Annotated in this window: 19 protein-coding genes and 2 tRNA genes; 9 read left to right on the top strand and 12 right to left on the bottom strand. The window is 66.7% G+C overall.

Features of this window, described 5'->3' with window-relative positions:
• Window positions 1–32: 32 nt before the first annotated feature.
• The 6 genes from rho to argS form a co-directional block, all read right to left on the bottom strand.
• Window positions 33–2,192 carry a transcription termination factor Rho gene (gene rho, locus ABEA50_RS29090; RefSeq protein WP_345499535.1) on the bottom strand — a complete coding sequence of 720 codons (2,160 nt, stop codon included), beginning with the start codon at window positions 2,190–2,192 and terminating at the stop codon, window positions 33–35.
• 430 nt (window positions 2,193–2,622) lie between these two features.
• A complete protein-coding gene (thrB, locus tag ABEA50_RS29085; RefSeq protein ID WP_345499534.1) occupies window positions 2,623–3,588 on the bottom strand; it encodes a homoserine kinase in 966 nt (321 codons plus the stop codon).
• 25 nt (window positions 3,589–3,613) lie between these two features.
• On the bottom strand, window positions 3,614–4,687 hold the full coding sequence (gene thrC / locus ABEA50_RS29080) for a threonine synthase (RefSeq protein WP_345499533.1): 1,074 nt from the start codon (window positions 4,685–4,687) through the stop codon (window positions 3,614–3,616).
• Window positions 4,684–6,036, bottom strand: a complete 1,353-nt coding sequence (locus ABEA50_RS29075; protein ID WP_345499532.1) for a homoserine dehydrogenase — start codon at window positions 6,034–6,036, stop codon at window positions 4,684–4,686. The genes thrC and ABEA50_RS29075 overlap by 4 nt, the downstream gene beginning before the upstream one ends.
• An 86-nt stretch (window positions 6,037–6,122) precedes the next feature.
• Window positions 6,123–7,538 (bottom strand): diaminopimelate decarboxylase, encoded by a 1,416-nt coding sequence (lysA, locus tag ABEA50_RS29070; RefSeq protein ID WP_345499530.1) that lies wholly within the window; start codon window positions 7,536–7,538, stop codon window positions 6,123–6,125.
• Between the two features lie 127 nt (window positions 7,539–7,665).
• Window positions 7,666–9,324, bottom strand: a complete 1,659-nt coding sequence (gene argS / locus ABEA50_RS29065; protein ID WP_345499528.1) for an arginine--tRNA ligase — start codon at window positions 9,322–9,324, stop codon at window positions 7,666–7,668.
• Between the two features lie 117 nt (window positions 9,325–9,441).
• Here argS and ABEA50_RS29060 point away from each other — a divergent pair, with 117 nt between their 5' ends.
• From ABEA50_RS29060 to ABEA50_RS29035, 6 genes are all read left to right on the top strand, one after another.
• Window positions 9,442–10,350 (top strand): DUF3105 domain-containing protein, encoded by a 909-nt coding sequence (locus ABEA50_RS29060; RefSeq protein ID WP_345499526.1) that lies wholly within the window; start codon window positions 9,442–9,444, stop codon window positions 10,348–10,350.
• The gene (locus ABEA50_RS29055; protein WP_345499525.1) at window positions 10,347–11,054 is read left to right on the top strand and encodes a DUF305 domain-containing protein; all 708 of its coding nucleotides are present in this window, start codon (window positions 10,347–10,349) and stop codon (window positions 11,052–11,054) included. Before ABEA50_RS29060 ends, ABEA50_RS29055 begins: the two co-directional genes overlap by 4 nt.
• A 99-nt stretch (window positions 11,055–11,153) precedes the next feature.
• A tRNA-Arg gene (locus tag ABEA50_RS29050) sits at window positions 11,154–11,226 on the top strand.
• Between the two features lie 342 nt (window positions 11,227–11,568).
• Entirely contained in the window at window positions 11,569–12,144 is a 576-nt protein-coding gene (locus ABEA50_RS29045) for a TerD family protein (protein ID WP_345499523.1), read from the top strand.
• 150 nt (window positions 12,145–12,294) lie between these two features.
• The gene (locus tag ABEA50_RS29040) at window positions 12,295–12,780 is read left to right on the top strand and encodes a hypothetical protein (protein WP_345499522.1); all 486 of its coding nucleotides are present in this window, start codon (window positions 12,295–12,297) and stop codon (window positions 12,778–12,780) included.
• A 357-nt stretch (window positions 12,781–13,137) separates the two neighbouring features.
• Window positions 13,138–14,571 (top strand): metallophosphoesterase, encoded by a 1,434-nt coding sequence (locus ABEA50_RS29035; RefSeq protein WP_345499520.1) that lies wholly within the window; start codon window positions 13,138–13,140, stop codon window positions 14,569–14,571.
• A gap of 74 nt (window positions 14,572–14,645) precedes the next feature.
• On the opposite strand, the gene ABEA50_RS29030 is transcribed toward ABEA50_RS29035, so the two are convergent.
• Window positions 14,646–14,717: transfer RNA gene (locus ABEA50_RS29030), tRNA-Cys, on the bottom strand.
• Window positions 14,718–14,876: 159 nt separating this feature from the next.
• On the opposite strand from ABEA50_RS29030, the gene ABEA50_RS29025 reads away from it, so the two are divergent.
• Window positions 14,877–15,428, top strand: coding sequence for a MarR family winged helix-turn-helix transcriptional regulator (locus tag ABEA50_RS29025; protein WP_345499518.1), 552 nt, complete (start codon window positions 14,877–14,879; stop codon window positions 15,426–15,428).
• A 115-nt stretch (window positions 15,429–15,543) separates the two neighbouring features.
• A complete protein-coding gene (locus ABEA50_RS29020; RefSeq protein ID WP_345499517.1) occupies window positions 15,544–16,620 on the top strand; it encodes an Hsp70 family protein in 1,077 nt (358 codons plus the stop codon).
• Window positions 16,621–16,627: 7 nt separating this feature from the next.
• Here ABEA50_RS29020 and ABEA50_RS29015 read toward each other — a convergent pair whose 3' ends face one another.
• From ABEA50_RS29015 to ABEA50_RS28995, 5 genes are read right to left on the bottom strand one after another with little or no spacing between them, the layout of a single operon-like run.
• Complete coding sequence (locus ABEA50_RS29015; protein ID WP_345499515.1) at window positions 16,628–17,416, bottom strand: enoyl-CoA hydratase; 789 nt, start codon at window positions 17,414–17,416, stop codon at window positions 16,628–16,630.
• Window positions 17,413–18,309 (bottom strand): 3-hydroxyisobutyrate dehydrogenase, encoded by an 897-nt coding sequence (gene mmsB / locus ABEA50_RS29010; protein WP_345499513.1) that lies wholly within the window; start codon window positions 18,307–18,309, stop codon window positions 17,413–17,415. The genes ABEA50_RS29015 and mmsB overlap by 4 nt, the downstream gene beginning before the upstream one ends.
• Complete coding sequence (locus ABEA50_RS29005; protein WP_345499511.1) at window positions 18,306–19,394, bottom strand: enoyl-CoA hydratase/isomerase family protein; 1,089 nt, start codon at window positions 19,392–19,394, stop codon at window positions 18,306–18,308. The genes mmsB and ABEA50_RS29005 overlap by 4 nt, the downstream gene beginning before the upstream one ends.
• Complete coding sequence (locus ABEA50_RS29000; RefSeq protein WP_345499510.1) at window positions 19,391–20,530, bottom strand: acyl-CoA dehydrogenase family protein; 1,140 nt, start codon at window positions 20,528–20,530, stop codon at window positions 19,391–19,393. Before ABEA50_RS29000 ends, ABEA50_RS29005 begins: the two co-directional genes overlap by 4 nt.
• 3 nt (window positions 20,531–20,533) lie before the next feature.
• Entirely contained in the window at window positions 20,534–22,060 is a 1,527-nt protein-coding gene (locus ABEA50_RS28995; protein ID WP_345499509.1) for a CoA-acylating methylmalonate-semialdehyde dehydrogenase, read from the bottom strand.
• Window positions 22,061–22,311: 251 nt separating this feature from the next.
• On the opposite strand from ABEA50_RS28995, the gene ABEA50_RS28990 reads away from it, so the two are divergent.
• Complete coding sequence (locus tag ABEA50_RS28990; RefSeq protein WP_345499507.1) at window positions 22,312–22,788, top strand: helix-turn-helix domain-containing protein; 477 nt, start codon at window positions 22,312–22,314, stop codon at window positions 22,786–22,788.
• Window positions 22,789–22,807 lie beyond the last annotated feature (19 nt).

The raw sequence follows: 22,807 nt of genomic DNA, 5'->3' as shown, positions 1-22,807 counted from the left end.
TCAGCGGAGCCCTTTCGGTGCGACTGCGACGACTACTCGTCCAGTGCGCCAGGCGCGGTCTTGCTCACCTGCATCAAGAACTCCAGGTTGTTCTTGCTCTTCTTCAAGCGGTCGATGAGCAGGTCGATCGACTGGTGCGAGTCGAGGCCCGACAGAACGCGACGCAGCTTGTGCAGCACCGCGGCCTCGTCGGAGCTCAGCAATAGCTCGTCCTTACGGGTACCGGACGGATTGACGTCCACCGCGGGGAACACTCGACGCTCGGCGATCTTGCGGTCCAGCTTGAGCTCCGCGTTACCGGTGCCCTTGAACTCCTCGAAGATCACCGTGTCACCGGTGGAACCGGTCTCCACCATCGCGGTCGCGATGATGGTGAGCGAGCCGCCGTTCTCGATGTTGCGCGCCGCGCCGAGGAACCGCTTGGGCGGATACAGCGCGGTCGAGTCGACACCACCGGAGAGGATGCGACCAGAGGCGGGCGAGGAGTTGTTGTACGCGCGACCGAGCCTGGTGATCGAATCGAGCAGCACCACAACGTCTTTGCCCATCTCTACCAAGCGCTTCGCGCGCTCGATCGCGAGTTCGGCGACGGAGGTGTGGTCCGACGGCGGGCGGTCGAAGGTGGAGGCGATGACCTCACCCTTCACCGAACGCTGCATGTCGGTGACCTCTTCAGGACGCTCGTCGACCAGCACCACCATGAGGTAGCACTCCGGGTTGTTGGTCGCGATCGCATTGGAGATGTCCTGCATGATCGTCGTCTTACCCGCCTTCGGCGGCGAAACGATCAGTGCGCGCTGCCCCTTACCGATCGGCATGATCAGGTCGATCACGCGCGTGGTCAGCTTGTGCGATTCGGTTTCCAAGCGCAGCCGCTGATTCGGGTAGAGCGGAGTCAGCTTGCTGAACTCCGGCCGCCGACGTGCCGCGTCCACCTCACCACCGTTGACGGTGTCCAGGCGCACCAGCGGATCGAACTTCTGCCGCTGATTGCTCTGCTCGCCGTCGCGGGGAGCACGCACGGCGCCGGTGATGGCATCGCCGCGGCGCAGTCCGTTCTTACGGACGAGGTTCATCGACACGTAGACATCGTTCGGGCCGGCCAGGTAGCCGGAGGTCCGCACGAACGCGTAGTTGTCGAGCACGTCGAGGATTCCCGCGACGGGCTGCAGCACGTCGTCCTCGCGGATCTCCAACTCGCGGGCCTCGCCGCCACCGCCGGTGCCACCGTCGCGGTCACGCCCACGACGACGCTCACGGAAGCGACGTCCTCGGCGTCCGCGACCACCCTCGTCGTCGTCGTTGTTGTTATTGCGGTTGTCGCCGCCGCGGCCACCATCACCTCGGCCACCGCCACCGTTCTGGTTGCGGTCGCCACGCTGATCGTTGGACTGATTGCGCCGGCGCTCGCCCTGCTGCTCGTTGTCCTGCTTGGACTCCTCGCCGCGGTTGTCGGCGTTGCGGTTGTCGCCACGGTTGTCGGCGTTCGCGTTGTCACCGCCGGACCTGGACTGATCGCGTCCGCGCCGCTGACGGCCTCGGCCGCGCTGTCCGCCGCCACCACCTTCACGGCCGGAATCGTCGCTGCCACTGGTGGTCTCGGATGCGTTCGGGGTCGACTCCTCGACGGCGGTGCTGTTCTGTGCCGCCCCGTTCTGCGCTGCCGGGTTGGCCGCAGCGCCGTTGCTCGGCGCGGAATTGCCCCGAGCGGAGTTCGAACGTCCGGAATTCGAGCGCGAGGAATTCTCCTGCGTGTCCTTCTTCGCGGCGGGAGCCTCGCTCACCGCGGCGGACTGCGCCACATCGAGGGTGGTCTGCTCGGCTCTCGCGTTCTGGTCGGCCTTCGCGCCCTGTTCGCCACGGCCACGGCCGGAACGAGGAGCGTCGGTGCCGCTCGCGGGTGCCGCGTCGGCCGCCTTGTCGCCTGCCGCGTTGGCATCGGCGCTCTTCTGACCCCCTGCGGCCTTCGTCGAACCGGCCGCCTTGGCCTCGGGGGCGGCTTTGACCTCGTCGGTGCCGGGCTTGTCCGCCCGCGCCGATCTCCCCGCTTGGTTCTCTTTGATGGCGGCGATCAGATCGCCCTTACGCATCCCGGAGGTGCCTCGGATACCGAGCTCCCCCGCCAGTGCGCGCAACTGCGGCAACAACATTCCAGTCAGCCCCGATCGTGCGACGTCGGTTTGTTCGCTCATCTTCGCAATCTGTCCGGAGTCACTTTCGCGGTCGCCCGAGTTTCTAGAGTCTGCTTCCACCTCGGGTGTCGCGAGCAGGTCCGTATCTGTCACGGAATTCCTTTCCTTCCCTCGACAACCGTGTGCTGATTCGAGGGTTCGTCCCGCAGTCCGGACGTTGTGCCGGACCAGGATGCGTGGTGCGTCCGTGCGGGCGCGTGTGCCGTATCACCTGCCCCAGCGGCTTTGCCACCGGAGGTGGAAAAGGTGGGAGAGATCATTCCAGTTGCGCAGCTGCCGAGACCGACGCGGCACCCCCATGGCCTGGAGGCTCGAGCCTGGAGCCTGCTGGAGCGATTGCCCTGATGAAGCACCGGCGTCTGATGCGCACGATGTACGGACGTGCCAAGGATAGCTGCCAGGTGGGAACATCGGCAAGGCGGACGCGCCGTCAGTCGATCCGCACGCCGTCGGCGAGTCCCGGCTCGACCACGCGCAGCCCGTCCAACTCCGCGAGTTCGCGCAGTTCCGCAGGGAATTCGCTGGTACCCAAGGCCAATACGGTGGGCCCCGCGCCGGAGACCGTCGCGGCGATACCCGCCGCGCGCAGCCGCGAAATCCAGGTGGTGGTGAGCGGTAGCGCCGGTGCGCGCTGGGCCTGATGCAACCGGTCGGCGGTAGCTGGCATCAACAGATCGGGTCGTTCGGTCAGTGCGATCACCGCGAGTGCGGATCTGCTCGCGTTGAACGCGGCGTCACCGTGCGGCACCGCCTCCGGCAACAGGCCCCTGGTGTGCGCGGTCGAGGACCGCTCCCCTGGAATCAACACCACCGGACGCAACGACGCATGCGGGTCGAGCCGAACGGCACGGTAGAGCCGCCCGTGATGCTCGGCGGCCGGTACCCCGTTGCGACCGACGTCGGCCGCACGGTCGGTCTCGGTCCATGACACCACGACGCCGCCGAGCACGCTGGCCGCGGCATTGTCGGGATGACCCTCGAACTCGGCGGCCAGCTGCACCAGGGTCTCGTCCGAACTGGCAAGTGCCGGATCGAGTTTGGCGGCGAGGCCACTACCCGCCGCGAGACCCCCGACCACGGCCGACGCCGAGGACCCGAGACCACGCGAATGGGGAATCACGTTGCGACACACCACATCGAGACCATCGGCCCAGACACCGGCTGACTCCAGGCCGCGTTCGAGCGCACGCACCACCAGATGCGAGGGCCCCCACGGGACATCGTCGGCACCCTCACCCTCGACCCGAATCGTCAAACCGGAATCGGTGGTGCGCACCTCGATTTCGTCATAGATACCCAATGCCATGCCCAGCGAATCGAATCCGGGTCCCAGATTCGCGCTGGAGGCAGGCACCTTCGCGGTCACCGCGAGACCGGGCGGCAATGTCCTGGTCATCAGCGGGCTTCGTCGACGATCCAACTCAGGCCAGCTCCAGTTCGGCGGCCACCGCGACCGGGTCGACCGAAATCGCTTGCACCTGCGGCATTCCCAGCAGCGCGGTGTCGGGGTCCTTCAATCCGTTGCCGGTGACCGTGCAGACGACGGTCAGTCCCGAATCGAGCCAACCCTCCTCGCGCGCGGCGAGCACACCGGCGACGCTGGCCGCCGACGCGGGCTCCACGAACACGCCTTCGGTGGCGGCGACCAACCGGTAGGCGGCGAGGATCTCGTCGTCGGTGGCGGCACGGAACACACCATCGGACTCCTCGCGCGCCCGCACCGCGCTGTTCCACGAGGCGGGTGCGCCGATCCTGATGGCGGTCGCGATGGTCTCCGGATCCTTCACCGGCGCACCATTCACCAACGGCGCGGCACCCGCGGCCTGCACGCCGAGCATGCGCGGCAAGCTCGTGGTGATGCCGTCGGCGTGGTATTCGCGGTACCCGCGCCAGTACGCGGTGATGTTGCCCGCGTTACCGACCGGCAGCGCGTGCACGTCCGGTGCGCGGCCGAGCACATCACAGATCTCGAACGCCGCGGTCTTCTGCCCCTCGATACGCGCGGGGTTCACCGAATTCACCAGACCGATGCTCGGGAAGTCCGAGGTGACCTTACGTGCCAGCTCCAGGCAGTCGTCGAAGTTGCCCTCCACCTGAATGATCTTCGCGCCCAACATCACCGCCTGGGCCAGCTTGCCCATCGCGATCTTGCCCTGCGGGATCAGCACCGCGCAGGTCATCCCCGCCCGAGTCGCGTAGGCGGCCGCCGATGCCGAGGTGTTGCCGGTGGAGGCGCACAGCACCGCGCTCTGCCCCTGGTACTTGGCGTCGGTGATGGCCATGGTCATGCCGCGGTCCTTGAACGAACCGGTCGGGTTGAGACCCTCGACCTTCAGGTACACCTCGCAGCCGGTCAGCTCGGACAGGTGCGGGGCTGGCACCAACGGTGTGCCGCCCTCGAACAGCGTCACCGGTTCCCAGTCGGCGGCGCCCTGGAGTCGATCACGGTACGCGGCGATCAGTCCCGGCCAGCGGGTGTGCACTCCGGTAGTCATTCTTCGGTGCCTTCCAATCTCAAGACGCTGGTCACGGATGTGACGGATTCCATATTCGCCAACGCGGTCACGGTCTCCGCGAGCGCCGACTCCAGCGCGTGGTGGGTGACCACCACCAGCCGAGCACCTTCACCGTGTCCCTCTTGGCGGACCGTGGAGATGCTCACCTCGTGCTTGGCGAACTCACCCGCGACCTTGGCCAGCACACCGGGGCGGTCTTCGACCTGGAGGTTCACGTGGTAACGGGTGGGAGTGTCACCGATCGGCGCGATCGGTAGCTCAGCATAAACCGATTCGCCGGGAGCGCGACCGCCATAGAACTTGTTGCGTGCGGCCATCACCAAGTCGCCGAGCACAGCGGATGCGGTAGGCGCACCGCCAGCGCCCTGTCCGTAGAACATCAGCCGTCCCGCGTTCTGTGCCTCGACGACCACGGCATTGAATGCCCCGGTCACCGAAGCGAGTGGATGCTTGCGCGGGATCAGCGCCGGGTAGACCCGCACCGAGACCCGCTCCTTGCCGCCGTCTTCGGGCAGCGGCTCACCGGGAATCCCGACGACGCGTTCGCAGATAGCCAGCAGTTTGACCGTGCAGTCCAGCGCGGACGCGGTCTCCAGGTCCTCCTCGGTGATCCTGGAGATGCCCTCGCGGTAGACATCGGCGGCGGTGACGCGGGTGTGGAACGCCAACGAAGCCAGAATGGCCGCCTTCGACGCGGCGTCGAAACCCTGCACGTCGGCGGTCGGGTCGGCCTCCGCGTACCCGAGGCGGGTGGCCTCGGCCAGCGCGGCGGCGTAATCGGCGCCGGTCTCGTCCATCGCGGACAGAATGTAATTGGTGGTGCCGTTGACGATGCCGACCACGCGGTCGACCCGATCACCGGCCAACGACTGGATCAGCGGACGCACCACGGGGATCGCGCCCGCCACCGCGGCCTCGAAATACAGGTCGGCGCGGGTGTTTTCGGCGGCGGCGGCGAGTTCGCCGGTGTACTCGGCCAGCAACGCCTTGTTGGCGGTGACGACGGACTTGCCCGCGTTGAGCGCGGCGAGAATCAGCTGACGCGGCAGGTCGATACCGCCGATCAGCTCGACCACCAAGTCGACGTCATCGCGCGCGACGAGCGCTTCGGCGTCGGTGGTGAGCAACTCGGCGGGGACACCGCGGTCGATATCGACATTGCGCACCGCGACACCGCGCAGCACCACCGGCGCGCCGACCCTGGCCTGCAAATCCTGGGGCTGCTCACGCAGAATGCGCACCACCTCGGTGCCGACGTTGCCCATACCGAGGACCGCGACACCGATCGGACGATCGATTCCCCACGGGCTCTTCGTCGTTGCCGTCATGCTTGCACCTCTGTGTTCTTCCGTGGTGGTACCGGCGGGGCTGGTACCGGTAGGGCTGCTACCGATAGGACTCGATCACGGCGCACTCAGACCTCCAAGCCGAGTAGGTCCGCGATCGTCTCCCGCCGCAGGATCAGCCGTGGCACGCCCTCGCGAACAGCGACGACGGCGGGTCGGGTCAGTTGGTTGTATCGACTCGACATCGAGTAGCAGTAGGCGCCGGTCGCGGCGACCGCGACCAGGTCGTCCGGGCCGACATCGGCGGGCAGCCAGGTGTCGCGGATGACGATATCGCCGCTCTCGCAGTGCTTTCCAACCACCCGCGCCACCACCGGTGCCGCCTCGGACGTGCGCGAGACCAGTCGGCAGTCGTAGTCGGCCTGATACAGCGCCGGGCGGATGTTGTCGCTCATCCCGCCGTCGACGCTGACATATCGCCTGCGCAGACCGCCGTCCAGCGAGACGTCCTTGATGGTGCCGACCTCGTACAGCGTCACCGTGCTCGGTCCCGCGATCGCGCGACCCGGTTCGACGGCGATGGTCGGTACCGGAAGTCCCGCACGCCCCGCTTCGGCGGCGACCAGTTCACGCAGGCTCGCGGCAAACTGATCCAGCGGCGGCGGATCGTCGCTGGGCAGGTACGAGATACCAAGGCCACCACCGAGATCGAGGATCGAAATCTGCTCCGTGCGTTCGACACCGAACTTCTCGATCGCCTCGCGCAGCAGCCCGAGCATGCGGCGAGCGGCGATCTCGAAGCCGTCGATCTCGAAGATCTGCGACCCGATGTGGCTGTGCAGACCGACCAGGCGCAGGTTGTCCGCGTCGAAGACGCGAGCGATCGCTTCCATGGCGTCGCCGCCCGCGATCGAAAAACCGAACTTCTGATCCTCGTGCGCAGTCGAGATGTATTCGTGGGTATGGGCTTCCACACCGACAGTGACACGAACGAGAACGTCCTGCACCACCCCGGCGCGGCCCGCGACGGCCTCGAGTCGTTCGATCTCGATCAACGAGTCGACCACCACGTGCCCGACTCCGGCGGTCACCGCGGCTTCCAGTTCGCCGACGGATTTATTGTTGCCGTGCAGGGCGATTCGCTCGGCGGGGAAGCCCGCGTGCAGCGCGATCGCGAGTTCGCCGCCGGAACACACATCCAGCGAAAGCCCTTCGTCGCGAATCCAGCGCGCGACCTCACCACACAGAAATGCCTTCGAGGCGTAATGCACGCGCGCACCGGGTCCGAAGGCACGCACCATGTCGCGGCAACGGGACCGGAAATCGTCCTCGTCGACGACGAACAGCGGGGTGCCGAACTCGGCGGCGAGCTCGCGCACCGAGACACCGCCCACCCGCACGACACCGTCGTCGTCGCGAGCGGCGTTGCGCGGCCATACGTTCGCGGGCAGCTCGATCATCTGCCCCGGCGAACTCGGTCGTTCGGGCAGGTTGGGAGCGTGCGGAATCTCCGCGTGCCTCGGCCCGGCGGGGTGTGCGCTCATGCCGAAACCTCCTGACAGCGCGGTCCCGTGGTGCCCGTGCGGGCGGTCATAGCTGCGATCGGCTCGGTCACTGCCGTGCTCCTTCCCTGCCGTCGTTTCGGTCGCGCGTCGCTCGATGCACGGTGGCTCACATCCGCTCCGGCGCGCTGACGCCGAGCAGGGCGAGCCCGTTGGCCAGCACCTGCCTGGTGGCGTTGACCAGCCGCAACCGTGCCGCATTGGTGGACGAGACGGGTTCGTCACCGAGCGGGAGCACGCGCAGGTTCTTGTTGGTCTGGAAGCGGTGGTAGGCACCAGCCAGTTCCTCCAGGTACCTGGCGATCCGGTGCGGCTCGCGCAGGCTCGCCGCGCTGGCCACGACCCTCGGGTATTCGCCGAGGGTGCGGATGAGCTCACCTTCTTCTTCGGCCGTGAGCAATGCGAGATCCGGTGTGGCGGAATCGAACCCGAACTCCGCGGCATTGCGTGCGATGGAGGCCGAGCGCGCGTGCGCGTACTGCACGTAGTAGACCGGGTTCTCGTTGCTCTGACTGGTCCAGATCCCCAGGTCGATGTCGATGCTCGAGTTCACCGACGACCGGACCAGCGAGTAGCGCGCCGCGTCGACACCGATCGCTTCGACCAGGTCGTCGAGGGTCACCACGGTGCCAGCGCGCTTGCTCATCTTCACCGCGACACCGTCGGACAGCAGGTTCACCATCTGGCCGATCAGCACCTCGACGGTCGCAGGGTCGTCGCCGAACGCGGCAGCCGCGGCCTTCAATCGGCCGATGTAGCCGTGATGGTCGGCGCCGAGCATGTAAATGCACAGGTCGAAGCCGCGCGAACGCTTGTTCTGGAAGTAGGCGATGTCGCCAGCGATGTAGGCGGCGTTGCCGTCGCTCTTGAGCACGACGCGGTCTTGGTCGTCACCGTATTCGGTGCTGGCGATCCACCACGCGCCGTCTTTTTCGTAGAGGTCACCGGAGTTCTTCAGGGTCGCGACGGCCTTGTCGACCGCGCCGGACTCGAACAGCGAGCTCTCGTTGAAGTACACGTCGAAGTCGGTGCCGAAATCGTGCAGCGCCTGCCGGATCTGCGCGAACATCAATTCGACGCCTTCGGCGCGGAAGAGTTCGAGTCGCTGGTGCTCCGGCAGCGTCGCCGCCTCGGGATGCGCGTCGGTGATCTTGCCCGCGATCTCCGCGATGTAGGCGCCCGCGTACCCGTTGTCCGGTGTCGGCGCGCCGGTGGCCGCGGCGACCAGCGACAACGCGAAGCGGTCGATCTGCGCGCCGTGATCGTTGAAGTAGTACTCGCGGGTCACCTCGGCGCCCTGTGCGCTGAGCACGCGACCGAGCGCGTCACCCACCGACGCCCATCGGGTGCCGCCGAGGTGCACCGGGCCGGTCGGATTCGCCGAGACGAACTCCAGGTTGATCCTGGTCCCCGCAAAGGCGTGCGACGAGCCGTAGTCGGCGCCGTCGGCCAGCACCTTTTCGATGATGGCGCCCTGCGCCGACGCCGCGAGCCGGATGTTCAAGAATCCGGGCCCCGCCACCTCGGCGGAGGCGACACCGTCGGAGGCGCTCAACGCCTCGGCGAGCCAGGTGGCCAGGTCGCGCGGATTCGCGCCTGCTTTCTTGCCGACCCGCATGGCCAGATTCGTGGCGTAATCGCCGTGTTCGGGGTTGCGCGGACGCTCCACGGTGACCTCGTCCGGCAGGACCGCGGGGTCGAGCCCACGTTCGACGAGCACCTTCGCGGCGGTCGCGTGAAGGAGATCTGCAAGGTCAGCTGGAGTCACGAGTCTCTATCCTATGGTCTGGGCGGGTGCGCACCTTCGAGTGGGCACTGCTGCCCGACCCGTCCGGCGACGCGCAACCGTCAACGGAATCCCTCACGTGAAAGAGCACAGCGAGCGATGCCGAGCAGTCCCGAGGCCGAATCGGCCGAATCTGGCAAGGCCGCCAAGGCCGCCGCGAAGTCGACGTCGACGGGAAAACGGAAGGGCCCCACGAAATCCAAGCTGCCGGGATCCGGAGCCGAAAACAATCGGCAGTTCCCCTGGCTGATCGTCGGCGCCGTGGTCGTCGTCGTGGCATTGATCGGCGCGCTGGCCTTCAGCCTCGTTCCTAAATATCGCGAGAAGGCCGACCTGGAGCAGTTCACGCCGAGCGCCGAACGCCAGGACCCCTCCGAGCAGATCGACGGCGTCGTCAAGCGCGAGTACCCCGCCGGGCTGCACACCTCGCCGACCCAGCGGGTGGCCTACGACCAGACCCCGCCGTTCGGCGGGCCGCACGACGCGTCGTGGGCGACCTGCACGGGCACGGTATACCCGACGGCGATCCGCACCGAGAACGCGGTGCATTCGTTGGAGCACGGCGCGGTGTGGATCGCCTACAACCCGGACAAGGTGGACGCGGCGGGCATCGCGACGCTGCGCGAGAAGGTCGAGGGCAAGCCGTACACCCTGATGTCGCCCTATCCGGCGATGGATACCGCGATCTCGCTGCAGTCGTGGGGTCATCAGTTGAAGGTCGACAGCGTCGACGACCAGCGGATCAACCAGTTCATCACCGCGCTGCGGCTGAACAACTACGCCTACCCCGAGGTCGGCGCCGATTGTTCGACCATCGCCTTCGACACCGACAACCCACCGCCCTTCGATCCGACCCCGCCGGGGCCGGACGCGGTGCCGATGGACGGCAAGGGACTCGCGCGGGATCAGTCCGAGACCGGCGGCGGCCTGCCCGGCGTTCCTGGCGTGCCGGGCATCCCTGGCGTGCCAGGAATGCCCGGCGGCGCGGCGCCGTCGCTCGGCGGATGAGCGCCGAGCAGCGCGCGGGAGCGAACTCCGGCTTGCGCGCGCAGTACCGGCGACAGCGGGTCGCGCTGCTGATCGTCGGCGCGATCGGCGCGATCGTGGTCGGGTTCGCGGCGGGTGTCTTTCTCGGCGTGCCGGGGACCTCCGCCTCGGAGGCGAGCCCGGAGGCGGTGGACATCGGTTTCTTGCAGGACATGTCGGCCCATCACGCTCAGGCGGTGGAGATGGCGGGCGTGGTTCTGGTCAACTCCACCGACCCGGATGTGCGGCGCCTTGCCTACGACATCCTCACCACGCAGCAGAACCAGGTCGGCCGCATGCAGGGCTGGCTGCAACTCTGGGGTAAACCGGCACAATCGGTCGACGGATACATGGCCTGGATGACCGAACACGCTGCGGGACATGACCATTCGCAGACCGTTGGCGAACATTCCGTTCCCGTGCCGACCATGCCCGGTATGGCCACCGAGGACGACCTCTCCGCGTTGCGCGCGGCCACCGGTCCGACGATGGACACCATGTTCCTGCAACTGATGCTGCGTCATCACCAGGGCGGTCTGCCGATGATCGACTACGCGACCAGGTACGCGGCGACCACCGCCGTGCGCACCCTCGCCGACACCATGGCCAAGACGCAGCGCAGCGAATCCGTCACCCTCACCACCATGCTCAGCGCTCGCGGCGCGACACCACTGCCGCAGAACTGAAACCCGCCCAGACGCACCTTTTGGCCCGAGCACGCCGATACGATAGGCTGACCGAGCCCGATCGACCGGCCCCGCCGGAGCTGATCGAGTTGCTATCCCGCCCTCGTAGCTCAGGGGATAGAGCGTCTGCCTCCGGAGCAGAAGGCCGCAGGTTCGATTCCTGCCGAGGGCACACCGAAGGAAGGTCCCCGACCAGCTAGTTTTCCTGGTCGGGGACCTTCCGCGTTTCTTGTCTCGACCAGCCTGAGTGTCACGAGTTGTCGCAACCCGTCCGCGGTAACGAGCGAGCGGCCTACGGGCACAGGGACCTGCGAAGAGGGAGTTCGGTCTCCCCCCGCCAGGAACGGTTCGACCTGATAGGCCGGGTCACAGCACGCGCGAATCCCCTCGTTCGTCAATTCACTTAGCTACCAACGGCATTCCTGTCCTCGACAGCGGCAAATCGCCCATATCACGTGCTAGCTTCGAAGGGTCGGCGTCCTTCGCGCCGCGATGATCGACAGGGGAAATCGGTATGGGTGTCAGTTTGTCCAAGGGTGGCAATGTCTCGCTCACCAAGGCGGCGCCGAACCTGACCGCGGTCGCGGTCGGCCTCGGATGGGACCTGAGGACCACCACCGGAACGGACTTCGACCTCGACGCCAGCGCGATCGCGCTCGGCGCTGACAAGAAGGTCGTGTCGGATGGACACTTCGTCTTCTTCAACAACCTGAAGTCGCCCGAGGGCGCGATCGAGCACGCCGGTGACAACAAGACCGGCGAGGGTGACGGTGACGACGAGGTCATCAACGTCGACCTGGCCACCACCCCGGCGACGATCGAGTCCATCGTGTTCCCGGTCTCGATCTACGAGGGCACGACCAGGGGCCAGTCGTTCGGGCAGGTGCGCAATGCCTACATCCGCGTGGTGAACCGCGACAACGGCGAGGAACTCGCACGCTACGACCTGTCCGAGGACGCCTCCACCGAGACGGCCATGGTCTTCGGCGAGCTGTACCGCAACGGCGCCGAGTGGAAGTTCCGCGCCACCGGTCAGGGCTACGACTCCGGTTTGGCTGGCATCGCAGGCGATTTCGGCGTCAACCTCTGAGCACCGTCCTACCCTCGCGACCGAATTCACCGAATTCAGCGAGGGTAGGACGGATCCACTTTCGGCGGCGCGCAGGCCGACACCCTGCGAAAGCAACCCCACGAAATACGGTCCACGGTTCGCCAACTACCGAACTGCGGTCCACTCGACGTGCGCAGGCGCCTTGCCCGCGCGGGGACCGCTGGCGCACAACCGCATTCGGTGATCGCCACGGATCTGGAAGTCGTCACGATCACCGACACCACGGCGATACTGACCTGGACCACCGTGGCGCCGGACGCGTCAGGACGCCTCGTCCCGGTCGACGCCGACGCCGAAGTCCGCCTCGGCCCGGTCGATTCACCGTCGACCACAGTGCATGCCGACCAGCACCCGAACCAGACCGTGCGCTCCGACCACCATCGCGCGTGGACCGAGGCAGGCCGCCGAATGGTGATCCAACGCGCGGTGGCAATCCAATACGCCGGATGGCGACTCGGCCCGGCCGTTGCGAACGACCAGAGCCATACCGTCAGCATCGCACCCTCGCTGAAGGCCGAGTCCGCGCACTGCGCCGTCGCCGAAGACCAAGTCCGCGTGGCGTATACACCGTCGCCGACGCCCCCGACAAGGTCGCTGCAGGATTCGGCGGTATAGCTCGCCGAGGGCAGCGGTGTTCATAGTCGCCGTCGTCATACACACTCCATGAACCCGCCGCATCGGCGACACCCGCTGCCGCAATCTCGCGCCCGTCGCCACAACCGCTCGTTCGCGCTGTGGTTTCGCGTGTGTTCGCGACGGCGACGGCAGCCCACAGCCCGATCGGCTCAACCGCTTTCCGCACGCGCGCAACGTAATCAGAACGATCTTGCCCGAATCGCGGATCGCCGCCGCACGGCGGACTTGCGCAAGCCCTCCGCACGAGCACCGATAGGATCGGTCCGGTCGCTGACCGACAGCCAGCAAGGCGCGCACACCCGGACCGAACGCACGCACCGGCGGAAAAGGACGACGATGGGACGATCGGCACCGCACGCGCACACCCGCACCGACTGCTGTGGGCCGACCAGACGCACCGTGCTCGCCGCACTCGGCGGCGCGCTGGCCGCGAGCCTCGCGCAGGCGGGGACCGCTGGCGCACAACCGCATTCGGTGATCGCCACGGATCTGGAAGTCGTCACGATCACCGACACCACGGCGATACTGACCTGGACCACCGTGGCGCCGGACGCGTCAGGACGCCTCGTCCCGGTCGACGCCGACGCCGAAGTCCGCCTCGGCCCGGTCGATTCACCGTTGACCACGGTGTATGCCGACCAGCACCCGACGCCGTTCCACTACGCGCAGATCGACGGTCTCGAGCCCGGCCGACCGTATCGCTTCGAGGCGTGGTCGCGCGGCGCACGAGCGGTACCTGCGCTGAACGCGACCACCCTGATCCCCGGCGCTCCCGAATCCACCGGCCGTTTCACCACATTGGTGCCACCGCCGGGACGGCGACTGCGCACCCTCGCCTTGGCCAACGATCTGCACTTCGGCGAGGAGGTGAGCGGACTCATCGTGGGCGACCTGCCGCCCGGCGTGCGCCAGGACCCCGCTTTGCCGCCGTATCCGGAGGTCATGCTCGACGCGCTGCTCGATGATCTGCGCCGACCCGATCGCGCGGCGGACCGCCTGCTACTCGCCGGTGATCTCACCGCCGAAGCCTCCTCGGCGGATTCGCGCGCCGTACGCGCGAAGCTCGACCGGTGGGGTGCCTTGGGGAGCGACTACTTCGTGGTGCGCGGCAATCACGATCGCCCCCATACGGATTCGGACTACGCGGGCTGTGCGCCCGCACCGCGGGATCACCACGACTGCTGGGCAGAGGAATTCACCCCGCGCCAAGAATTGATCGAGCAAGACATGGGCGGGCTCCGGGTGCTCGGCCTGGACACCAGCGACCTCGACGGCTCCGGTGGTCGCATCGAACGCCCCCAATTCGATGTGCTGCGCGAACGATTGCGCGCCGAGCCGGATCGCCCGACGCTGGTGTTCGGTCACCACCCGGTCACCGTCGAATCGGGGCTCACCAACCCCGCGGGTCCCGGTTTCGTTCTCGATCGCACCGACAGTGCCGAACTGCAAGCGTTGTACGAGCGCAGCCCCGGCGTGTTCCTCCAGCACAGCGGACACACCCACCGCAACCTGCGCAGTCGTCCGGATACCGCGTACGGGGTGGAATTCCTCGAAGTCGCCGCGGTGAAGGAGTATCCGGGTGGCTACAGCCTGCTTCGCCTGTACGAGGGCGGCTACATGGTCAACTTCTACAAGACCCGTACCGACGCGGCGCGCCGCTGGAGCGCGACCAGCAGGGCCGAATATTTCGGTCTCATCCCGAATTACACCCTCGGCAGCTGCGCAGACCGCAATCACGTTGTGCTGCGTGATTTTTCGGGATTGTCCTGAAAGCTGGGCGCCCGGTCCGGCGTGCAGCGTTACGCCGAACCGAGCATGACCGACCGTGCGGTCGGCACCCGTAGAGCGAGCGGCGGGAATCGAACCCGCGTAAACGGCTTTGCAGACCGTTGCCTCAACCACTCAGCCACGCCCGCCTCGTGGACTACATTCCCATCGGCCGCCGCACGACCACAGGTTTGCGCTCGAGCTGATCACAAGGCTGGCTGATCACCAGGCTGGCTGGCACAAGGCGGCGGCCGGGATGTTGCCAGGACGTGCGCGGGCGCCACGACGACGCATGGAATGATCGGGAGATGTCTCGACCACGTCCGCTACCTCTCGACCCGATTCAGGAAGCCCACCGTCAATGGGTCGGTCACGGCTGGGGTGAGGTGGCCGACGGCATGGCGGCGGTGACCTCGCTGGTGCGAGCGCAGCAGATCGTGATGGCGCGGGTCGACGAGGTGCTCAAACCCACCGGTCTGACCTTCTCCAGGTACGAGTTGCTGATGTTGCTGAGCTTCAGCAAGCAGGGCGGGCTGCCGATGGCGAAGGCCAGCGCGCGCCTCCAGGTCCATCCCACCAGCGTCACCAATACCGTCGACCGGCTGGAAGCCGCCCACCTGGTGGAGCGAGTGCCGCATCCGAGTGACCGACGCGCAACGCTGATCGAGATCACGGACGCAGGAAGGGAATTGGTCGCGCACGCCACCGAGGAACTGAACGCGAAGGTTTTCGCCCTCCCCGGCATCGCGCACGATCGACTGAATACCCTGCTCCAGATCCTCGCGGAGTTCCGGCACGCCGCGGGCGATTTCGACGCGGGCGACGCGCCCGCCCGGTGGTCGACCGCCGAAACCGACTGAGACCCATCGCAACCAGACGGCCGGTTCTGCCCGCGCATAACGGTCCGGTATCCAACTCGCCGACCACGGTGCCAGTCGCCTTGGCATCCGCGTCGAATAGGTCCACGATGGACCCATGGTGCTGGTCTTGGGGGTGTCGGCGGGTGCGGGCAGTGCTCGCGCCGTGCTCACCCATTCCGATCAACCGCACCTACCGCCGATCGATCAATGCCAGGTACCTCGGCGCGTGGGCGGCGCGATCGACGAACCCGTCTTCGAGGCGATCCGGCGGATGCGTGGCGCCGCGGCCAAGCGCGACGAACTGATCACCGCCACCGCCGTCACCTGCCGCTGCGCCGAACACGCCGAGTCGATCAGGATCACGGCGGGACACCGCGATCTGCTGCTCGTCGACGAACCGTTGGCACAGCTGCGCTACCTACGCTTCACCGGTCAACTGCCGCACACCGGTTCGGTGATCCTCTACGATCTCGGCAGTTCGGGGCTGACCATCACCCACGCCGATTGTCGCACCGACACCGTCCTCGCGGTACGCCGCAGCACCGTGCTCGGCGGCGACGGCTACGACGCACTCCTGCGTGGCCAACTGGCCCGCGAGGGCGTCATCGCCGATCAACCGACCAGCCGCAGACACCGCGAGGAACTCAGTAGCGCACGCGTGATCACCGCGTGGGATACCGATACCGGCAGTCGCGCCGTGCTCACCCGCAACGACCTCGCCGCGCTGCGCTCGACGGGATTGCGGCATTCGGTCTCGATCGTGCGCGAACTGGTCGAGGAGTCCGGCAGCACACTTCAAGCGGTGGTGTTGCTCGGCGGCTGCCTGCGCGACCCCACCCTGCGGACGGCGCTCGCCGACCGGTTCGGCGTACCGATCGTCTACGACAGCGACCCCGACACCGTTTCCGCGCGCGGTGCCGTGTTGCTCGCGGCGCAACGCCATCCCGATGTGCGGATGAACCGGGTCTGCGGCGCGACACCACCGCCGGGCAGCGCGCTGTCGGAGTTGTCGGGGTCGATCGTCGCCCCGGTGGTCGGTCGACGCAAACTCGTCGCCGCCGTCGCGGTGACCGTCGCACTCGCCGCGACCATCGCCGGACTCCTTGCCGCACAACGCAACTCCGACCAACCCTCGGGGCGGATCTCGGTGCCGACGCAGATCGTCGACACCGCACCCACCCCGCCGCGGTAGCCGCGACTCAGCGGTTGGTGAACCGCGCGGGCCGCTTCTCCACGAAGGCGCTCATGCCTTCCTTCTGATCCTCGATCGCGAACAGCGAGTGGAACACCCGACGCTCGAAGCGCAGCCCCTCGGCGAGGGTGGTCTCGAACGACCGGTTCACCGATTCCTTCGCGATCATGGTGACCGGCAACGACATCGACGCGATGGTTTCGGCGACCTCCAGCGCGGTGTCGAGCAGTTCGGCCGCGGGGACCACCCGCGAGACCAGTCCGGCGCGTTCGGCTTCCTCGGCGTCCATATTGCGGCCGGTGAGCACCAGATCCATCGCCTTGGCCTTACCGATCGCCCTGGTGAGCCGCTGCGAGCCACCGATACCGGGAATCACGCCGAGCTTGATCTCCGGCTGCCCGAACTTCGCGGTGTCGGCGGCGATCAACAGATCGCACAGCATCGCCAGTTCACAGCCGCCACCGAGCGCATATCCGGCGACCGCGGCGATGGTGGGTTTGCGGAACTGCGCGAGCCGATCCCAGCGGGCGAAGTAGTCGTCGAGGAACACGTCCATGTAGGACTTGGGCTGCATCTCCTTGATATCGGCACCCGCGGCGAAGGCACGCTCGGAGCCGGTGATGACGATGGCGCCGACTTCCTCGTCGCGCTCCAACTCGTCCAACGCGCCGATCACGTCATCGAGTACCTGCGCGTTCAGCGCGTTCAGCGCCTTGGGGCGGTTGAGCGTGATCCATCCGACGCGGCCCTTACCCTCGCCCTTGCGCTCGACAAGGATCGTCTCGAAATCGGTCACTGGCCACCCTCTTGGTCGCTGCGGTTACGGATGTCGGTGACGATAGCGGAGAAGTCGCGCCCACCGTCGGTCTGGTTGAACCGCTCGTAGATCTGCGCGGCAAGCAGGCCGATCTCGCTGGCAACACCGTTGGCACGCAAGGCATTCGCGGCCAAACCGAGGTCCTTGGCCATCAGCGCGGTCGCGAAACCCGGCTGATAGTCATTGTTCGCGGGGCTGGTCGGTACCGGGCCGGGCACCGGACAGTAGGTGGTCAGTGCCCAACTCTGTCCCGAGGCGGTGGAGACCACGTCGAAGAACGACTGATGACTCAAACCCAGCTTCTCACCCAGCACCAACGACTCCGACAGAGCGACCATGGAGGCGCCGAGCAGCATGTTGTTGCAGATCTTCGCCGCCTGCCCGACACCGGAGGCACCACAGTGCACCACCTTGCCGCCCATCACCTCCAGCAACGGCAGTGCCGCACCGAAATCCGCCGCCTCGCCGCCCGCCATGAACGTCAGCGTGCCGGCCTGCGCGCCGCCGACCCCACCGGAGACCGGCGCGTCGATGGCGCGGTGACCCGCGGCCGTGGCCAGCTCCGCGGCCGCTTTCGCGTCGGCGACGTCGATGGTGGAGCAGTCGATGAACAGGGTGTTCGGCTTCGCCGCGGCCAACAGTTCCCGGTAGACCTCCAACACCAGTTTGCCGTTGGGCAACATGGTGATCACGGTGTTCGCCTCGGTGGTTCCCGCCGCGGTCTCGACGACCGTCGCGCCGTCGCGCTCGGCCTGCTCCCGAGCGGCGGGCACCGGATCGAAGGCCAGTACCTCATAACCGGCGCGCACCAGGTTCGCCGCCATCGGTGCGCCCATGTGGCCGAGGCCGAGGAAACCGATCTTTTCGCTCACTTCTTGTCCTCCGGTGTCGTCAAACCAAGTTCTCGATCGCCCAATTCGGCGAAATATGCCTCGACCAGGTCATCGGTCGCCTCGGGCAAGGTCGGGGGCACCCATTTCGGTGCGCGGTCCTTGTCGATGACCTGCGCGCGGATGCCTTCCACCAGATCGTGGGAGCTCAACGAGGCGATCGAGACCCGGTACTCCTCGTTGAGCACGGCTTCCAGGCTCGACAGCGCGCGTGCGGCGCGCAGCGAGCGCAGCGTGACCTTCAACGCCACCGGCGATTTCCCGAGAATCGCTTCGGCGGCCTCGTTCGCTTCCTGCGCGTCGTGGGCGCGCAACCGATCGACGATCTCCTCCACGGTGTCGGCGCTGTAGCAGGAGTCGATCCACGACCGAGCCGCCACGAGCCCGGATTCCGGTGCGGCCGTGGCGAATTTGGCGATCGCCACGTCTGCCGATTCCGTGCGCAAGGTCTCCAACAGCGCGGGAATCTGCTCGGAGGGCACGAAATAGTCGGCGAAACCCGCCGCGATCGCGTCGCCCGCACTCATGCGCGCGGTGGTCAGCGCGACGTGTGTGCCGATCTCCCCCGGCGTGCGCGAAAGCAGGTACGTGCCACCTACATCCGGGATGAAACCGATACCGACCTCGGGCATACCGATCTTGGAGCGCTCGGTGACGATGCGGTGGCTGCCGTGCCCGGAAAGCCCGACCCCACCACCCATCACGATGCCGTCCATCACCACGACATACGGCTTCGGATACTCGCCGATCAGCGCGTTCAGAATGTATTCGTCACGCCAGAACCGACCGGTCGCCGAATCAGCTTCCGCGGCGGCGCCTCCTGCGCTCGCGACCGAGGCGGAGGCGTCGGAGTGGATGGCGACGATATCGCCACCGGCGCACAACCCGCGCTCGCCAGCGCCGGTGACGGCCACGGTGCGCACGCCGTCGTCGACGGCCCATTCCCGCAACGCCTCGGTAATGGTCAGTGCCATCGGATGATTCAACGCGTTGATGGCCTTCGGCCGGTTCAGCGTGATCAGCCCGACGCCGTCGCGTCGTTCGACCAGAACTTCCGGTTCACTCATGCCGCTCCTACCACCGCGCGGGCGACGACCACCCGCATGATTTCGTTGGTGCCCTCGAGAATCTGGTGTACCCGCAGATCCCGGACGATTTTCTCCACACCGTACTCGGCGAGATAGCCGTAGCCGCCGTGTAGTTGCAGCGCCTTGTTCGCCACGTCGAAGCCGGTGTCGGTGGCGAATCGCTTCGCCATCGCACACAGTTCGACCTTGTCGAGGGCATTCGCGTCCAACGCCGCCGCCGCCCGCCACAGCAGAGTCCGCGCGGCCTCCAATTCGGTACGCATATCGGCGAGCTGGAATTGCAACGCCTGATTCTTCACCAGCGCGCGACCGAACGCCTTGCGCTCGGTCAGATACGGCACCGTCTTGTCCAGCGCGGCCTGCGCCCCACCGATCGAGCACGCGGCGATGTTCAATCGCCCGCCGTTGAGGCCGTTCATGGCGATGCGGAACCCGTCGCCCTCGGCACCGAGTCGATTTGCCGCGGGTACGCGCGCGTCGTCGAAGATCACCTGACGGGTCGGCTGCGCGTGCCACCCCATCTTCTTCTCGTTGGGGCCGAACGACATTCCCGGTGTCTCGGCGGGCACGATGAACGCCGAGACACCGCGCGCCCCGTCGTCGGAGGTGCGCGCCATCACCACATACACGTCGGTGGAACCTGCGCCGGAGATGAACTGTTTGGTGCCGTTGAAGACGTAGTCGTCGCCTTCGCGCACGGCCCGCGTGCTCAGCGCCGCGGCGTCCGAGCCGACACCCGGTTCGGTGAGCGCGTAGCTGGCCAGCAGTTCCATCGAGGTGAGGCCGGGCAGCCAGCGGCGACGCTGTTCCTCGTCGCCGAAGCTGTCGATCATCCAGGTCGCCATGTTGTGGATGGAGATGTAGGCGGCGATCGCCGGGCAGCCGGTGGCCAACTGCTCGAAGATCCGTACCGCGTCCAGCCTGTGCAGGCCGGAGCCGCCGAAATCCTCACGGGTGTAGATGCCGCCGAGGCCCAGCGGGCCTGCCTTGCGCAGCACGTCGACCGGGAAGAACTTGCGCTCGTCCCAGTCCAGTGCGTTCGGGGCCAAGAACTCGTCGGCGAACCCGCGCGCGGTGTCGCGGATCGCCTGTTCGTCTTCGTCCAGAATGAACATCGATCAATCCATCGTCGGGATGACGAAAGCGTTGGCCTGGGGCTCGTTTTCGGTACCGGCGACGCTGCGCAGTCCCTGCGGCCAGCGCTGGGTCACGGTCTTGGTCTTGGTGTAGAAGCGGATCGAGTCGGGACCGTGCTGATTGAGGTCGCCGAAGCCGGAACGCTTCCAGCCGCCGAAGGTGTGGTAGGCGATCGGGACCGGGATCGGCACGTTGACGCCGACCATCCCGACCTGCACCCGGGCGGAGAAGTCGCGCGCGGTGTCACCGTCGCGGGTGAAGATGGCGACGCCGTTGCCGTACTCGTGCTCGTTGGCCAGGCGCAACCCCTCCTCGTAGTCGGCGGCGCGAACCACCGCGAGCACCGGGCCGAAGATCTCTTCCTGGTAGATCCGCATATCCGGGGTGACCTTGTCGAAAAGGGTTGCGCCGACGAAATATCCGTCTTCCGCGCCGTCGACCACGAGACCGCGGCCGTCGACGACGAGCTCGGCGCCCTCGTCGACGCCGATCTGCACGTAGTTGTCCACCCTGCGCACGCCGTCTGCGCCGACCAGCGGGCCGTAATCGGCCGCGGGGTCGTCGGAGCGACCGACATTGAGCTTGTGCACTCGCTCGGTGAGTTTCTCCACCAGGCGATCGGCGGTCTGCTCACCGACCGGGACGGCCACCGAGATCGCCATGCAACGCTCACCGGCGGAGCCGTAGCCCGCGCCGATCAGCTGATCGGCGACGTCGTCGAGGTCGGCATCCGGCATGATGATCGCGTGGTTCTTGGCGCCGCCGAAGCACTGGGCGCGTTTGCCGTTCGCGGTCGCGGTCTCGTAGATGTACTGCGCGATCGGGGTGGAGCCGACGAATCCGACGGCCTTGATCCTCGGGTCGTGCAGGATCGTGTCGACGGCTTCCTTGTCGCCGTGCACCACGTTGAAGACACCCGCCGGCAGACCGGCTTCGAGGAACAGCTCGGCCAGGCGCAGCGGCACGGAGGGGTCGCGTTCGGAAGGCTTGAGCACGAACGCGTTTCCGGTGGCCAGCGCGGGACCGGCCTTCCACAGCGGGATCATCGCGGGGAAGTTGAACGGGGTGATCCCCGCGACGACACCCAGCGGTTGCCGCATCGAGTACACGTCGATGCCGGTGCCGGCGGACTCGGTGTATTCCCCCTTGAGCAGGTGCGGGATGCCGATGGCGAACTCGATCACCTCGATGCCACGCTGAATATCACCCTTGGCGTCGGCGATGGTCTTGCCGTGTTCGGAGGACAGCAGCGCCGCGAGTGATTCGATCTCGTCCTGCACCAACGCGACGAACTTCATCAGAATCCTGGCGCGCTTCTGCGGATTGGTGGCAGCCCATTTCGGTTGCGCCGCAGCCGCGTCCGCGATCACAGCCTCGACCTCGGACTTGCTCGCCAGCGGCACACGTGCCTGCACCTGACCGAGATTCGGATCGAAGACGTCCCCGAATTTCCCGGACGTGCCCGCGACGTTCTTTCCGCCGATGAAGTGGGTGATTTCGCGAACCATGCCAATCCTTGTCCTCGTAGCCGCCCACACCTGCCAACCGCAGTATATGGTCATCCAATAGTTGGACGCCCAAGCATCCTAGCACCGCGGAACCCTGTGATCCACCCCACGGAGCCGACACCCGCCGGGGATCGTCAGAGCAAGGAATGCCTTACACTTATAAGTGCAAGCACTCGGTTTGCCTCCCTGACAGGCTCCCCGATCCCTTGGCATCGAACTCGTGAAGAGGCCGGAAGGAGATTCGCGACACCATGGACGAAGCCCTGAATGCCTTAGCCATGCACAACACAAGGACGGCTCTGACGATCACAGCCGGCGAAATCGATCAAGCCAGAATGTTCAAAGCGCACATAGACACCCTTCGCAAGAACGCACCCGACGACAGCATCACCGTTGGCATCGAAGGCACCGGTTCTGTGACGCTGCCCGCCGAGCTGTCGTCGATATTGTCGATGATCTTGGACCTACTCGGCGACGGCCGCACCGTCACCGTCGGCAGCATGCCGAACGAAGTGACGACGACTGTCGCCGCGAAGATGCTCGGTATCTCGCGACCCACCTTGATGAAGCTCATCGACGCCGGCTCGTTGCCCGCACACAAGGTCGGCACCCACACCCGTTTGCTGAGCAAAGACGTGTTCGCGCACAAAGATTCACAACGCGAAACACAACGCGCGGCCTTCGCCCAACTGCGCGAGCTCGAGGACGAACTCGGTGTCATCGACTGATCACATCCTTGTACTCTGC

This window comes from Nocardia callitridis, assembly GCF_039543305.1.
Classification (GTDB): domain Bacteria; phylum Actinomycetota; class Actinomycetes; order Mycobacteriales; family Mycobacteriaceae; genus Nocardia; species Nocardia callitridis.
The sequence above is the reverse complement of the archived record's forward strand: the minus strand, read 5'-3'. Positions and strand labels throughout refer to the sequence as shown.